The following is a 15,914-nucleotide window of genomic DNA, read 5'->3' as shown; positions in this document are numbered from 1 at the left end:
ATAATCGCCGCAGCTCAGCATCCCTCTGCAGAGTTCTGGCACCCCACACCGCCCCAAGGCCGTCACCGTCGCCCCCCGTCAGCCGCGGTGCTTCTGCCGGAGTTCCCACAGTTCGGCCGGGGTGATCGGCATCCGGTCGAGCACGATGCCCTCGGCGTCCTCGACCGCTGACGCGATGGCGGCCATCACGGGGACGACTCCCCCTTCTCCCACGCCCTTGACCCCGAGGGGGTTGAGCGGCGAGGGGGTGACCAGGTGGTCGATCGTGATTTCGGGGACCTCGTGCGCCGTGGGCAGCAGGAGGTCAGCCAGCGAACCCGTCCGCAACCGGCCGTCGTCCCCGTAGACGATGCGCTCGTAGAGCGCGCCGCCGATGCCTTGCGCGACCCCACCGCGGATCTGGCCTTCCACGACAGCCGGGTTGATCGGCCTGCCGCAGTCGTGCACCACGACGTAGTTCCGCAGTGCGATCTCCGCGGTGTCGGGGTCGATCTCGACCACCGCGACGTGCACCCCGGCGGAGAAGGTGGAACGGATCGGTGAGAAGAACGCGGTCGCGTCCAGACCCGGTGCGTCGTCGGCGTCGAGCGGCGGCCGGTCGGGGTCCGCGTCGGGGGCGAACTGGGTCGCCTGCCGGGTGCGGTGGTCGAACGCGTAGCGCAGCGGGTTGGCCAGGACGGCCACCGTCGCCAGCGGGATCGCCCGATCGTTCGCCACGACCGCGCCGTCGGCCAGGCGGAGTTCGTCCGGCGGCACGTCCAGCGCCCTCGCCGCGACGCGCAACGCCTTGGCCCGCACCTTTCGTGCGGCGAGCGCGACGGCGTTGCCGCCCACCACCGCCGACCGGGACGCGAACGTGCCCGCGGCGTAGGGGAACCGCCGGGTGTCCCCGCAGACCACCGTGACGTCCCGCGGCGCGACCCCGAGTTCGTCGGCTGCGATCTGGGCGAACACGGTCCCGTGCCCCTGTCCCTGGGTCGTCAGGCCGACGGTCACCGTCACGTGGCCGCCGGTGTCGACCTGCACGCGAGCACCCTCGTAGGGGCCCATGCCGGTGCCTTCGACGTAGCAGGCGATGCCGATGCCCAGGCGCTTGTCGGGTTCCCGTTCGCGGCGGGTGGCGAAATCGTGCCACCCCGATCTCGTCAGCGCGGTGTCGAGCAGGGCGGGGTAGTCACCGGAGTCGTAGACGAGCGGACGGCCGTCCTGGAACGTCAGCCCCTGGTCGTAGGGCATCTCCGAGGGCCGGATCATGTTCCGGCGGCGCACCTCGGCGCGGTCCGCGCCGAGGAACCGGGCGATCGCGTCGAGGGTGCGCTCCATCACGAACGCGCCTTGCGGCCGCCCCGCGCCGCGGTAGGGCGTGACTATCGCGGTGTTGGTGTAGAGCGAGCGGAACTCGACCCGGTACGCGCCGAGGCGGTAGGGGCCGGGCAACTGGGTGCTGGTGACGAGCGGGACGATGACGCCGTAAGGGGTGTAGGCGCCGGTGTCGTGCCAGAAGGACACGGCCAGGCCCCGGACCTGGCCGTCGCCATCGAACCCCACCTCCACCTCGTGCTGCTGCCCGCGTTCGTGCGAGGCGGCGGCGATGTGCTCGGCGCGGTCCTCCACCCACTTGACCTCGCGGCCCAGGCGCAGCGCCGCCCAGGGGACCAGGACCTCTTCGGGCCAGGGGTGCACCAGCTTCACGCCGAAACCGCCGCCGACGTCGGGTGCCACCACCTCCACCCGGTCCGCGGGCAGGTCGAGGATGGCCGCCAGCGCGAACCTGAGCGACGCCGCCGCCTGCGTGGCGGAGTAGACCCGCAGCGACCGGTCGTCCCGGTCGGGTCGGGCGTACACGCCACGGCACTCCATCGGCATCGCGGCGGACCGTTCCACGCCGAGCCGCAGGGTCAGGCGGTGCGGCGCGGCGGCGACCGCGGCCCGCGCGTCACCGTTCTCCTGCACCATGCGCGCGGCCACGTTTCCGGCGACCCCGGGGTGCACGAGATGGTCCGCACGCCGCGCTGCGGGAATCCCGATCACCACCGGGAGCGGTTCGTAGTCCACCCTGATCAGCCGGCAGACGTCCTCGGCGACGTACCTGTCCACTGCCACGACCATGACGACGGGCTCCCCGACGTGCCGGACCACGTCGTCGGCCAGCGGGAGGCCGGTGCGCGGCGAGTGCAGCGAGGGGTGGGGGATCAGCACCGGCAGCGGTTCACGCGCCCCGCCGGTGAGGTCCCGGTAGGTGAACACCGCGATCAGGCCGGGGACCCGTTCGGCGTCCGCCAGGTCGATCCGCAGCACCCTGGCGTGGCCGTGGGGGCTGCGCACGAAGGCTGCCGCCGCCGCGCCCGAACCCAGGTCGTCCAGGAACCGCCCGGTCCCGGCGGCGAAGCGCTCGGCCGCCGCGCCGGTGACCGGCCGGCCGACGTGCGGCGCGGTCATCCGCTCTCCTCCCCGTCCGGCCGCGCCGCGTGGAGGACCGCCGCGACCAGGTCCTGGTACCCGGTGCACCGGCACAGCACCCCGGCAATGGCGTCACGCGCCTGCTCGGGTGAAGGCCGGGGGCACTCGCGGAGGAACGCGACGATGCTGACGACCATGCCGGGGGTGCAGAACCCGCACTGGACGCCCTGGCACCGCACCAGCGCCCGCTGCACGCGGCCCAGGCCGCCGTCGGGCGCCCGGCAGCCCTCGGCGGTGGTGATCTCGCAACCGTCGACGGTGACCGCCGGCAACAGGCACGACCGCATCGGCGCGCCGTCGACCAGCACGGTGCAGGCGCCGCACGTGCCCTGTTCACAGCCCACGTGCGTGGAGGTGAACGCCAGGTCGTGGCGCAAGCAGTCCGACAGCAGCCGTCGCGCGGGCACCCGCACCACCTGTCGCCTGCCGTTGACCGACAACTCGATCTCGTGCTCGGACAAGGGCTTCACGCTCCCGTCGCGCGGATCGCGGCCAGTCGCCCGGCGCGTTCGGCCAGGACTCGCGCCAGGTGTCGCCGGTACCCCGCGCTCGCGTGGAGGTCGTCCGCGGGCGCCAGGGCGGACCCGCCCTCGTCCGCCGCGACGCGCCACCGCGCGAGGTCGTCGAACCGGGCACCGGTCATCACCTCGGTCAGGTCCACCAGCACCGGTGTCGCGCCGACACCCGCGTACGTCACGGTCGCGCGCTCGACGCGCCGGCCGGTATCCAGGGTTACCACGGCCGCGACGCCGCACACCGCTCGACCGCCGCGCTGCCGGGCCACTTCCAACCAGGCGGTCCCGGTGCGCGGCGGCGGGACGGGGAAGCTCGCGGCCACCGCCAGCTCGCCCACCGCCGCGCAGCACCGGTTGGTACCCAGGAAGAACTCGGTCGCGGGAACCGTGCGCCCGCCCGCCGCGGACCGCAGTTCCACGGAGCCGCCCAGCGCGACCAGGACCGCCGGCATCTCGGCAGTGGGGTCCGCGTGGACGAGGCTGCCGACGGTCGTGCCGCGACTGCGGATCGCCGCGTGGGCGATGTGCGGCACCGCTTCCGCGAGCAACGGGTTCCACCGCCGCACGGCTGCGTCGCGCTCCAACTCCGCGTGGCGGACCAGCGCGCCGACGCGCACCGCGCGGTCCTCGTGGATGATGCCGGACAGCTCGACCAGGGAGTTGATGTCGACGATGTTCGCGGGCGAGACCTCCCGGCGGTTCATCAGGGGGACCAGGCTCTGCCCGCCCGCCATCACGGTCCCGGCGGTGCCGAGCCGGTCCAGGGTGACCAGCGCCTCCTCCAACGAGCGAGGTCTGTGGTAATCGAACGGCGCGGGTTTCACCGGGCACCGACCCGAACCGGTCGTCGGTACCCGGTGATACGCGGCCACCGGGCGTGGCAGCCCCCCGAGGCGGCGATCGCGGCGGCCGGCCCGCCGCACGACCCCGACCGGAGGACTTGGACCATCCCGGGGTGGCGGCAGGCCTCGCCCGGCCCGGAGCGCCGCGCGGACCCCGGCACGACGCGCGGGGCGATCTGCGCGCCAGCCCGGCGCTGTCGCCCGTCCTCACCGGTCACACCCGAGGCGACTGGGCGGAAGCGACACCCCTTCGGCCTCGCCGACCGGACCGGCACGGACGCAGCGGGGCCACCACGTAAGTCATCGACGACCGGAGCCGGCAGCTCCATCGGCCACTCCTCCTCCGGTGCCGTGCACGAACGACGGGAGGAGCGTTCGTCGTCCGGTCCGGCGCGATGAGGCTGGTCAACCACTGTCGCCACCCGCGCCATCGGTGTCAATGGGTCGCCCCCGGCCGGCCTAGCGCCGCATCAGGCAACGTTCGCCCTGTTGACGATGTCGCGTAGGTGTTCGCGTGCAGGGCGTGCGAGGTGAGTACGGGTTGGCGGAGACGACGTCGACCCGCGCGCTGGACCTGTACACGAACCTGGGCAACCGACACGGCCAGGCCAATGGCCATCTGAATCTCGGAATTCGAATGGGTGTGGTGACCACATACGGGTTGACATCTGTCCTTTATGGAGCGTCCATACCTGCTGCGCCCGTTCGGGCACGGTTCGTCGTTGACGAGGAGTCACGGTATGGCGTGGGTCGAGAAGCACGGTTCGGGTTTCCGGGTGCGGTACCGGTTGCCGGACGGCACATTGAGGTCGGTGACCGGGTTCGCCGATCGTTCGATGGCGGTCGACCGGGCGAGGGACATCGAGTCCGATCAGCGTCGGGGCACCTTTGTGGACCCCTCGGTGGGCGCTGTGCCGCTGGGGGAGTGGGTCCCGATCTGGGCGGACGCACACGATGTGAGTGCGACGACGTGGGCGAAGTACAACTCGCACCTGCGCAACCACGTGCTGCCCCGCTTCGGCGACGTGCCGTTGAAGGACATCTCGCGGATCACGGTGAAGGGGTGGGTCAAGACGCTGCGTCGGTCGCTGGCCAAGCGCACCGTGGGCGATGTCGTAACGCTGTTGTCGATGTTGCTGGGCGACGCGGTCGACGAAGGGTTGATCGGGGCGAACCCGTGTCGGCGGTTGCGGGTCAACACCGGTAATCATGACGAGCGGCCTCATGCTTCGTCGTGGCAGGTGCGGGCGAGACCCCCGCGGTGTGTTCGCCCGTGGATAGCGTGGTGGTCGTCACGGCGGCTGTCTGAAGCTGTGGCCGCCGAAGTCGAAGGTCGAACTTCCAGCGGCGGGTCTGGCTGCCTCTCGTCAACGGCGATCCGACCCGAGGGTGGGCACCGATCCACGCTGGTCTGCACTTCCACGACCTACGTCACACGCACAAGACCTGGCTCATCGAGGACGGCGTGCCGGAGATCTTCCAGTGCAAGCGGCTCGGACGCCGGATGGCCGGGGTGCAGGGCACCTACTCGCATGTGACGCAGGTCATGGTGGACGCGATGCTCGACAGACTGCAGCGGCGATGGGAACGCTCGCTGGTCGCTCCCACGGGTCCGGCAGGGGTGACGGTGTCGACGGTCACACCAGAATCGTTGCTCCGGATGTGCTCCTATGACAGCAGAACAGCCTGCCGGTGAAGATCACCGGCAGGCTGTCTGACCTGCGTATATCGATGGTGGACGATACTGGGATTGAACCAGTGACCCCTACCGTGTCAACGTACATCGCCACCTGCTCTGACCTGCGGAACAAGCCTCCAGCAGGTTGCATGGGTGCAGTTGACCGTGGTTGGGAGCCGTTGGATGCGGTTGGACGCGTCCTGCGGCTCCCAATCTGCTCCCACAGCGCTGCTCCCAGGTGGCTGGTCGAGCGCAGTGGTTGAGGTCCGCTCCTCAGCGTAAGTCGTTCTGGTTAGTGGTTAATTGGTTGTGCGAGGCTCGTCGTCGTTTCCCTGCACAGCGGCATGGGGTTGATACCCGACAGCGCGTAATCGGGTTGTGCGACGACGGGCGGGCTGCCTGTGATGAGCGTCGAGATCACATAGGGGTGTCTCTACGCCGCGTAGGGCTTGCCTCGGCCCTGCTCGGGTCCGCTAGCGCGGTGCTCCGCGCTCGATTGCGGGGGTCGAGGTTGCCGTCAGCACTGAATGGGTGCCACCGAGGCGCTGCGACACGTGTCCGGATGTGGGTGGTGGCGGCCACCCACATCCGGTCCGGGGCGGTCAGGAAGCGGCGGAGGTGCAGGTGGGTGCCGCGGCCGGGGCGGCCATCGCCGTGGTCGTCACGGGCGGGCCGGCGTTTGCCGGCGGGTGCCGGAGCGATAGTGGGACGACACCTCGCTGCCAGTGGAGTCGCCGAACGCGAACACTAGGTACGACTCGCCGACGTAGAGCGAGAGTCCGCACATGTCCCGCAGGGCTATCCGTGTGGTGCATTAGCATTCCGGAAAGATAATTTCTCCGCATAAATGCGGATTGGTAGGCCTGCATCGATTCCGAGCTCGATATGGGACCGCCTGGTAAACCGCGCATGCCGCGCCGAACGTGGTCTGTTCGGGCAGTTGCAGGTTTTAGGTCTCGCGCCGTACCCCGAACGAGCAACAGACGGATGAACCTGCGGCATGCCGTACTGGGTGTGGATTACCCTCGGCTGTCCTGGTCTGTGTCGCCGCCTGGCGACCTGCGGTGACGCGACTTCATCAAGGGAGGACAGTGCGGAACAAGGCGCTTCTCGTCGGAGTGGAGCAGTTTGCGGCTCTTCACGCGGACGCTGAGGAGCTGTCGTTGACCGACATCGTCCGGCAACCGCTGGCCTTCGTGGGCGAGGTGGTCCTTGAAGTCGAGCGGGCCTTCGCCGACTTGAGGTACGACACGACGGTTCTACGCGAACCGGAGCGCCCCGAACTTGTTCGTGCCGTCAGCGGAATACTCGACAGTGACGACTCTGGCATTATCGTGCATGTCGTCTCGCATGGTGAAGTGGGTGATGACGACACTCGCCTCGACGTGGTTCCGGCGTGTGGCCGTATTGGGCTCGGCACGAACGTCAGCGAGTGGGTGTCGACCGCTCAGCAGCGGAGCAACGCGGCGTTGTTCCTGCTTGACCTTTGCCGATCGGGAAAAGCTGCCCGCCTGCCTTGGCTCACCGGTCTCGGCAACCATGATGCGCGAGTGTGGGTGATCGCTGCGGCGGGCCCGGATGAGGACGCCTTCGACGGTCGGTTCAGTATGGCAGTGGCGGCCGTGCTGGCCCAACTCGCGAAGGATGGTCTGGGGACCGATCCCAGTCGCAGGTACGTGTCGTTCCAAACCGTCGCACGGCGGATCGCCGAACGAGTCGAAGCGATGCCAGGTCTGCCGCAAAGGGTTCACGCGACACCGATCGATCCGGCGCAGAAGGTAGCCGAGCTACCGTTCTTCCCGAATCCGCGCTACAGCGACGACCCGCAGCGTGAGGCGCGGCAGGCCATCGAGTCGCCGCTGCGAAGTTTTCTCGACGAACTCGACGACGTGCTTGACTCCGAGCACTTCCTCGGCAGAGTCGGTCTGCATTTCGCAGGGCGCCGCAAGCAGTTGCGTTTGCTTGCTCGATGGATGGACGGTGGCTTCCCGACCTCCGGCCTGCGGGTCGTCGTCGGTAGCCCGGGAGTAGGCAAATCGGCATTGCTCGGCGCGCTGGTGTGCTCCGCGCACCCGGTCCTCGCAGATGCGGTACCGCATGTGCGCGCACGACTGGAAGCTTCTGGCTGTCCCTCGCGCAACGAGCACCTCGGCGCCGTGCACGCTCGTCAGCGTCGAGCCGAAGAGTTGATCGCCTCGCTCGCCCGACAGTTCGACTTCTCCGAGACCGGCGACGGTTGGACGGCGTTCGACTTGATCCGCGAGTTCAAGGCACTGCCGACCACGCCGGTCGTCGTGGTTGACGCGGTCGACGAGGCGCTGCACCCGCGACAGGTCATTTCCGAACTACTGTTCCCGCTGGCTGCCGCCATGCGCATGGACAACGCGCCCGTGTGCCGACTGTTGGTCGGACTCCGGCCGTGGCATCACTCCGCGAGTGCGAACGACCTCGCCGTACGGGCTGGTGAGTTGCTGGATCTCGACAAAGTGACGCCTGCCGAGCTTCGTGTGGACATCGAGGAGTACCTGACCGCCCGGCTCGCGGACCTTCCCCGCTATGCCGCAGCCGTGCGGCGGCCCGTGAGGGATCGGCTCGCCGCGACGATCGCCGAACGCCTGGTGAGGAAGAACTCTCATCCGTCCGGGCCGCAATGGGGAGCATTCCTGGTCGCCGGGCTTTTCGCCGGCTACCTCAACGGCATCGTTCCCGCGATGACCGTGGAGGAGGCCGAACAGCTGGGCGCGACAGTGCCGCGGAACCTTCCGGAGGTCTTGGAGCTCGACCTGGGCGTGCACCTGCTCGGCGCGAAACTTCGAGCGACCTTGGCCGCGTTGGCCTACGCCAAGGGCGAAGGCATGCCGGCCGAGGTCGCGGGCCTGGTGGCAGCCGGGTTCGCGGACGACATGCGTGCCGAGGACGTCATCAACTGCCTCGACGCCGGCCGCTTCTACCTGCGCACGACAGTGGAAAGGGACGGCACCACCCTCTACCGGCTCCTCCACCAGAGCCTTGCCGACTACCTGCGCCGCTTCCCCACAGTCAGACCTGCGCACGACGTCGACGCTTCCTACTCCTCTGTCCCGTTGCAGGCGAGCTTGGTCCTCGACCGCATCTTGAGCGCCGTCCGCGGCGGCGAGTGGGGGCGGTGGTCCTCGGTGCCGCCGTACCTGGTGCGACACACGATCCACCACGCTGTCGAGGCCGACAGGGTCGACGAGCTGCTGGCCGATGTCGAGTTCCTGGTGCATGCGGACGTCGCAAGCCTACGTCCCGAACTACGGCGGGCGACGACGTCCGCTGCCAAGTTGAACGCGGAAGTCTACGAACGGGCCTGTGAAGCCAAACTGCACGGCGGACAGTACGCGGAGCTCGCGGACTGGCGCTGGGTGCTCGCCGTGGAAGCGGCCCGGCACGGCGAGCCTGACTTGGCTGAACGCTTCGTAGCGGACACCGGTCCCGAGGGTTGGGTGCCACGTTGGGCGGACACCGTGTCCCTCGACGAGGGTAGGGCCACTGCGGTGGCCTGTGGCGTGGTGAACGACCGGCACTTCATCGCGGTCGCCGGCTCGACAGGTGCGGTCTGGATCCGGGATGCAGTGTCCGGTGGTCCGATCAGCGCGCCGTTGACCGGCCATCGAGGTCATGTGTCCGCCCTCTCCACCACCGACCTCGCAGGCCGGCAAGTCGTCGTGACCGGCGGAGCTGATTCCACCGTGAGGGTGAGCGATGTGGTTACGGGTGACCTGGTCACCGCGTTCGAAGCCGGGTGCGGCTGGGTCAACGCCATCGCGTGCGTCCGGCTCCGCGGTCGCACGGTCGCCGTGGTGTGCGGCGACGAGTCGGTGCGGTTGTGGGACCTTGCTTCCAAGGAGCCGATCGGCGGTCCGCAGGACGCGCATCGGTGGGCACGAGCCGTGGCCTGTGTCGATCCCGACGACCACCCGCTTGTCGTCACAGGCAGCAATGACCACGGTGTCCGAATCTGGGACCCGGACGGTGGCATGCTGCTCCACCCGCCGATGCGCGGGCATCGCGACCGTGTCTACGCCGCGAGTTGCGGGGTGCTGAATGGCCGTCACGTCGTGGTCACCGGAGGTGACGACGACGTGGTGCATCTGTGGGACATCGCGACTGGTCGGGCGGTCTATCAGCCGCTCATGGGACACATGAGCTGGGTCTCGGCGGTGGTTTGCACCGTGGTCGACGGTCGGCCAATGGCCTTCAGCGGTGGGGCCGACCGCACGGTCAGGATGTGGGACCTCACCACGGCAACGTGCAGGGCGATCCTGGTCATGCCCGTCGAGGTGCATGCCCTGAGCATTTCGTCCGACGGCGGCCTGGTGGTGTGCAGCGGGTCGGATGTCCTGGTGTTCGATCAACGCGCCGGGCGAGAACGGTGAAGCGGACGGTGGGTGGGCGCGCCTGCCTCGTGCACGCAACCGTGACTGCGCCGGGAAGCGAGCGCGGTGTGTGACGAAGACGCGAAATGGCACTTCGGACCGAAGGAATGATCACATGCTGCGAGTCGTCGGTGTCCATGGCATCGGTAACCACCGTCCGTCCGTGCGTCCGGATCAGGCGCGTGACCAGTTGGCCGCGATTTGGAGCCGTGCCTTAGCTCGAGGTTGCCCGACGCCGGTGGACCTGACCGTGGCGTACTACGGCGATCACCTGGACATCCCTGGTCGACAGGGTGAGCAGGACGGCCTGACTCCTGAGGCGTTGGACATGCTGTTCGCGCTGGTGGACCAGTTCGACATGCCGCCGTCCGTTGCACAGGGCTGGGGCACCCTCCCCGTCCGACAGGTCCTGGCCTGGATCGCGGAGCGCCGCAAGCTCGCGCCGCGTCTGGTGGAGCTGTTCATCCGGAAGTTCTGCCGTGAGGTCGCCCACTACCTGCACACCCCGGATGCCCGCAAAGCCAGCCGCGAGGCAGTTGCCACAACGATCCGGGAACACCGACCGTCCGTCGTGCTGGCGCACTCGTTGGGAAGCGTCGTAGCCTATGAAACCCTATGGCAGCAGGAAGACCTGGAGATCGACCTCCTCGTCACTCTCGGATCCCCTTTGGCGCTCCCTCACGCCGTCTTCCCCCGCCTCGCGCCCGCTCCGGTCGACGGTCTGGGATCACGTCCCCCGAACGTGCGACGCTGGGTGAACATCGCCGACCCAGGCGACCTGGTCGCGATTCCGTCCGGTGGAGTCTCGTCGCGGTTCGCGGGCGTGACCGTCGACCACACCTCGGTGATCCACGCGTTCGATTTCCACATGGTGACCAACTACCTCGCCTGTGGGCCGCTGGCCGCCGAACTGGAGGCGCGCTGACACGTGGTCGGTTCGTCGGTCGAGCGTGCCTTCGCGGTCTGTCACCGTGGTCGCGGAGGAGTTCGTGATCCGCGTTGCACCGTGGCCGCCTGTGTGCACGATGAGGCGCCGGGTTCCCAGCTGATCGCCGCGACGGTTCCGTGGTCGAACAGGTGGTCGCGCAGCTGCGACAGCGACCACGTCGAAAAAGCGGTGATGCCTCAGGTGACGGGGGACCTCCGGGCGATCAGGAAGATCCGTTGTCCTGACCATTAGGTGGCTAACTGGTTCACTTCGAACGGATGTTCGTTACCGGTTCGCCGGCTCCCCTCAATCGTGTGATTTGGACAAAGGTCCAAAGACACGTAGCGTCCGGTGAGAACAGTCCGGCAGGGAGGTGCGCCATGCGCATTACGCTCTACCTGTTGCGACGGCACGCTGCGTTCGCCAAGCGCACGCTGCGCCATCATGAACTGCTCACATCGCGGGATTTGCTGCCACCACCCGACGAGTCGACGGAGTGGATGCTGTTCATGCGGGACACACGAGTGCTGGTTCATGTCGGCGTTTGGCCAGGGGTAGTCGTCACCCAGCGCCTGCGCAGGAGTCGAAGTGAGCAGCGACGCGAGTAACGCCACCACCCATGCCAGGCTGTGGATACGTCTTCGCCATCCGGCACGCACAGACGGTGAAGGTAGTTCGGATGAGATCATGTGGAGTGCCATGCGTGGCTATCGGTAGACGGACGCCGAATGTGACGGCTGCCGACGTGTTGCGGACGCAGGACACCGTCCATCGATCGAGCCGGTTCGGCAGTGTGACGGCGTCCTCTCTCAACTGCCTGCGCGGTCTGGCCGGCCAAGCTCTGGAACTATGCTGCCCGCGGCAGTATCTCGCTCGCCGAGGCTGTGAGCGGGCCGCAGTGGTTGGCGTAGTGCAGCAGTGGGGCAATCCGATCACGCCGCCGACGACCGCGGCGCCACAGACTCAGGAACAGCCTGCCGTCACAATCGCCGATCCCCCTCCGATCGTAGCCACGACACGGCCACCGGCTCCCGGGCCTGTGACGACGACCGCCCCCGTCCGATCCGCCGACCTTCGGTCACCATGGCGCGAAGGGCGGCGCGTCCTTCAGTAGGTCGTCGGTTCTGACGTGGAGTGCGGTCGCGAGGTGTCAATGTCGGTCGTCACAACCCGTACATCGACACCCTCGTCCCATGTCTCCAGGCCTCTGCCCCTTGAGCTTACTCATCTAGCGGATTCGGGATCGTCGACCTCGGGCATCCGAAGGCGGCGCGCTGCGGATCGCTCGAAGTTGATCTTGTCTTGTCGGGCACGCGACTCCTACCCGAGTGCCGGTATGCCAACCATGACCCATGGACATACCCTCGAACACCTGCTAGACCGAGCGCAAGCGCGGAAGTGGAGGGGGTGGCGCGCTTGGCTCCAGTGATCCCCCGCCCGGTCAAGGACACACTGGTCATTCTTCTGTTACTCATTCACCAGGTCTTGCAGAACCCTGGCTTCACGCCTCCTGGTCCCGACTCGTCCGCCTCGTCGGTGGCGAAATGTCCCCGCTGCAACAAGGGTTCTCGATGCATCGATGCCTCATACGACTTATTTCAGTGTCTGATTTGCGGGCATCTGTTCTCTCGGGCTCATTGCCCTAAATGTAAAAACATGGCGCTTCGGCAAGACGAAAACTATTGGTGGTGCCCTAGAGATGGTCAAATGCACGGCAGAAAATGTCCGTGCACCTGGCTTGCAGTGAAGGCAGGGGAGAACGCACCGTGGGTCTGCTCTACCGGAGAGTGTGGACAACTTAGTACAACACCGTGTTTATGTAGCTCGCATAATGTCAGGCCCGGTGGGCACGGATACGCGGTTCGGCGATCCAAAGACAAAAAGTGGAAATGTGAGTTGACCGGTCAGTCATGGGAGGTGGGCTAGATGGCGGCCGAGATTCTGGGGGCCATTTCCGGAACTCATCGCATAGGTCGTTATTTTACCGTGGTCAGCGCACTGCCGTCGGCTGTTTTTGTAAGTTACGTCTACTTGTTGCTGGCTAGCGGTGCATGGAGCGGACCGGTGCGCTTCGGCGATGCGGTCCGTGACCTTGACCTGAAGGCCGGTGTATTGCTGGCAATCCTTTCCTTCACGGCTGCGGTGGCATTGCATTCGCTCCAGTACACTCTCATTCAACTGCTTGAGGGATACTGGGGACGATCCCGAGTCGGACAAATCCTTGCCGTTTTACGAATAAATCACCATCGATCGCTGTCAAAGGAAATGGTCGACGAAATCCTGGAGGCCGATGAGGTCGTCGGTGGCGGGTCGCGCGAGCCGGATATGCGTAACCGTGTGCTCTTGGCGAGAGTGCGACGAAGGGAGGCGAACCGGCTCCTGGCGTCGTACCCTCTCAACGAAAACGACTTCTTGCCTACTCGATTGGGGAACGTTTTGCGCCGGTACGAGATGAGCAGCGGCTCGCCGTACGGCATCGGGATGATTCCAGCCATTCCCCGGATGGCCATGGTTGCGGACGAGCGAGGAGTTCAGTACGTATCCGATCAGCGGACGCAATTAGAACTCGCAGTTCGAATCGCTGTGCTCGGTATGCTTGCTGCGATGATTACGGTAGCCGTAATGTGGCGGCACGGCGTGTGGCTTCTGCTCGCCCTTATCCCATACGCAGTGGCATACTTTGCTTACAAGGGTGCAATCGTCGTCGCTCACGAGTACGGCACCGCGCTCACCGTCATGATCGAATTAAATCGATTTTCGCTCTACGAACGCCTCCATCTGAAACTTCCCGAGTCGATCACGTCCGAGCGGGAGCTCAACGCTGGATTGATGTCCCTGCTCAGGTCTACCCTGCCGACTGACCGCGACATCGATTACGAACACCCGCCGCCGCCCTTGCAGTTCCCCTTCCCGTCCCAAGCTGGTGCGGCAGGTGACGAGCAGGAACGATCGGGGACCGGGTAGAACACCAGAGTGGTCGAGAACGCAACGCCAACGGCAGCCCAAGGCGAAGAGCCGCCTGGTATGCCTCCACCGCCCCCACCTGCATCACCCTCGATGACGGACACCGGACCCGGTGAACGCGAGCCGGTTGGCCTCTATCGTCACGGATCCCAGCTCTCGGACCGTCTACTGTGGTTGTGGCCGGTGGGTGCCATCGCCGTCGTCGCAGCGGCTGGAGAGCTGTGGAGCGCGTTCGGAGCACTGCTCGCCTCGCTAGTGGCAGTGACGACCCTGGTGCTCTTGGTCGGCCGGGACGTGGTCAGCCGAGGGCTGCGGATCTGGATCTCGGCATTGGCCATCGTGTTCGGAGCCGGAGTAGTGGTGGGCAGGCTGGCGGGTGTGGACTTCCTCGCGACCCCGACGGGGCCACCGGAACCGGTCGACCTGCGCGGGAAGGTGGTAACCGCTGACGACGTCAAGAACCGCGACCTGCGGGGGGCGCTGCTCGCAGGCGCGGTCTTCGACGGGGTGGACCTGCGCGCTCGCGACCTCACCGGCGCGCTGGCCTCCGGGGCGTCCTTCCGCGGTGCCGTGCTCGACCGGGCGTCACTGGTGGGTGCCGACCTGCGCGGCGCCGACCTGCGCGGCACGTGCATGTATCGAGTCGATCTCACCAAGGCTGTTCTCGACGGCGCCGATGCCACCGGTGCGAACGTCGCCGATGCCGTAGTCGACCCCGCCCAGACCGAAAAGGTCGTCGGATGGCCGACTGCGGATGCTCCTCGGGTGCCCTCCTGCGCTTGACGAGACGATCCGGTTGGCGATCGCACTGCCCGACCCGCCGCGAAGTTGCCGGTCGGTGTGCGCGATGTGGAACAGGTCGGTGAACTGCACAGGTGCGAGGGCCATGAGAGCACCTGCGATGAACGCGGGGACCGGGTTGCAGCTCGTTCCTGAGTACTCGCGCCAGGGTCGAGCGGTTGATCTCCCTCTTCGTGGCGAGCGCGTAGTCGGATCGGAAGCCCGCCAGCTTCGCTGATTCGGTGAACATGTCGCATCGGAGTCGGATGGTGTACGGCATCGTGACCTCGTGCTGCGGTCGGACGGGCTTACGCGGTGTCTGTTCCTAGAGTTCTTCGAGACGGGCGGCTGGTGGTCTCACAACCCAGCGGACACCGCCGGCCGAGTGACGTGGCGGGACGCGCAGCTCAGGCGGCTTCGCGCTCGTAGACGCCCGCCCACCGAGTCAAGATCTCGCGGGAGTCGGCGGGGTCGAGCGCGAGAAGCTGGCCCGGCAGTTCAGTGAAGGACCCGGTGCGGTTGCGTCGGGCGGTCGTGGTCCTGATGTCCACCCACGGGCAGGCGGAATGGGGCGGGGGACGCCCGAAGGCGATCGGTGAGGCGGTCCGGCAACGGACCTGCCTGATCGAGCAGACGTCCCCCGCCTCCTGGGGGCATCACCGCCGCGTTCTCATCTGGTTGCTGTCGAAACTGCGTGCCCGCCTCCAGCGTGGCGGCGGTCAGTCGGGAGGCCCTGCGCCGCATCCTGGGCGAGTTCAATCGGTCGATGCAACACCGGGCTGTTGGAGCGACTGTAGCTGTTCGGTGAATACCTCGGCGGGGGTCTTCCAGCCGAGGACTTTGCGGGGCCGGTTGTTCAGGGCCAGGGCGACGGCTTCGAGGTCCTCGGCGGACCATCTCGACAGGTCGGTGCCCTTGGGGAAGTACTGACGCAGCAACCCGTTCGTGTTCTCGTTCGTCGGCCGTTGCCACGGTGAGTGGGGTCGGCGAAGAACACTCTCGTGCCGGTGTCGAGAGCGAACCGGGCGTGCGCGGACAGTTCCTTCCCCCGGTCCCAGGTGAGGGTCTTGCGGAGCTGCTCGGGCAGCTTCGTCATCGACACCGTCAGGGCGGCGTTCATCGCGACGGCGCCGTAGCCGCCGAGCGACAGGCCGTTCTTCACAGGCGGCGTCTCGCCCCAGCCCTCCAGCCGCGGCAGATGCACCAGGAGCGTGGAGCGGCTGCTGCGCTCGACAATGGTGCCGATCGCCGAGCGGCCCGACCCGATGATCAGTCGGGTAGCGGGGACGCATTACTGCGTCCCCGCCCCCTCAGAACCGTGCAAGCAGCTTTCACCGCACACGGCTC

At 67.3% G+C, this 15,914-nt stretch carries 9 protein-coding genes and 1 pseudogene; 6 read left to right on the top strand and 4 right to left on the bottom strand.

From position 1 onward, the window contains the following. Positions 1–78: 78 nt before the first annotated feature. The 3 genes from cutA to ACQPYE_RS27040 are packed head-to-tail and all read right to left on the bottom strand — an operon-like array spanning position 79 to position 3,799. Positions 79–2,439, bottom strand: coding sequence for an aerobic carbon-monoxide dehydrogenase large subunit (cutA, locus tag ACQPYE_RS27050; protein ID WP_498715332.1), 2,361 nt, complete (start codon positions 2,437–2,439; stop codon positions 79–81). Continuing rightward, positions 2,436–2,921 carry a (2Fe-2S)-binding protein gene (locus tag ACQPYE_RS27045; protein WP_498715330.1) on the bottom strand — a complete coding sequence of 162 codons (486 nt, stop codon included), beginning with the start codon at positions 2,919–2,921 and terminating at the stop codon, positions 2,436–2,438. Before ACQPYE_RS27045 ends, cutA begins: the two co-directional genes overlap by 4 nt. A 5-nt stretch (positions 2,922–2,926) precedes the next feature. Continuing rightward, entirely contained in the window at positions 2,927–3,799 is an 873-nt protein-coding gene (locus ACQPYE_RS27040) for an FAD binding domain-containing protein (RefSeq protein WP_498715328.1), read from the bottom strand. Positions 3,800–4,494: 695 nt separating this feature from the next. Here ACQPYE_RS27040 and ACQPYE_RS27035 point away from each other — a divergent pair. The 6 genes from ACQPYE_RS27035 (at position 4,495) to ACQPYE_RS27010 (ending at position 14,570) form a co-directional block, all read left to right on the top strand. Then, on the top strand, positions 4,495–5,355 hold the full coding sequence (locus ACQPYE_RS27035; RefSeq protein WP_498715327.1) for a tyrosine-type recombinase/integrase: 861 nt from the start codon (positions 4,495–4,497) through the stop codon (positions 5,353–5,355). Then, the gene (locus ACQPYE_RS27030; protein WP_498723101.1) at positions 5,283–5,513 is read left to right on the top strand and encodes a hypothetical protein; all 231 of its coding nucleotides are present in this window, start codon (positions 5,283–5,285) and stop codon (positions 5,511–5,513) included. The genes ACQPYE_RS27035 and ACQPYE_RS27030 overlap by 73 nt, the downstream gene beginning before the upstream one ends. A 1,145-nt stretch (positions 5,514–6,658) precedes the next feature. Then, positions 6,659–9,895, top strand: a complete 3,237-nt coding sequence (locus ACQPYE_RS27025) for a hypothetical protein (protein ID WP_498715326.1) — start codon at positions 6,659–6,661, stop codon at positions 9,893–9,895. Positions 9,896–10,010: 115 nt separating this feature from the next. After that, positions 10,011–10,820, top strand: coding sequence for a serine peptidase (locus tag ACQPYE_RS27020; protein ID WP_498715324.1), 810 nt, complete (start codon positions 10,011–10,013; stop codon positions 10,818–10,820). 1,929 nt (positions 10,821–12,749) lie between these two features. Then, entirely contained in the window at positions 12,750–13,787 is a 1,038-nt protein-coding gene (locus ACQPYE_RS27015; protein WP_498715323.1) for a hypothetical protein, read from the top strand. A 183-nt stretch (positions 13,788–13,970) separates the two neighbouring features. After that, positions 13,971–14,570, top strand: a complete 600-nt coding sequence (locus ACQPYE_RS27010; protein WP_498715322.1) for a pentapeptide repeat-containing protein — start codon at positions 13,971–13,973, stop codon at positions 14,568–14,570. Positions 14,571–15,322: 752 nt separating this feature from the next. Here ACQPYE_RS27010 and ACQPYE_RS27005 read toward each other — a convergent pair. Then, a pseudogene (locus ACQPYE_RS27005) lies at positions 15,323–15,840 on the bottom strand (IS30 family transposase); the annotation flags it as partial. Positions 15,841–15,914: the final 74 nt, after the last annotated feature.

Origin of the sequence: Actinosynnema sp. CA-299493 (assembly GCF_050946825.1) — a bacterium.
Taxonomy (GTDB): Bacteria; Actinomycetota; Actinomycetes; order Mycobacteriales; family Pseudonocardiaceae; genus Actinosynnema.
The sequence above is the reverse complement of the archived record's forward strand: the minus strand, read 5'-3'. Positions and strand labels throughout refer to the sequence as shown.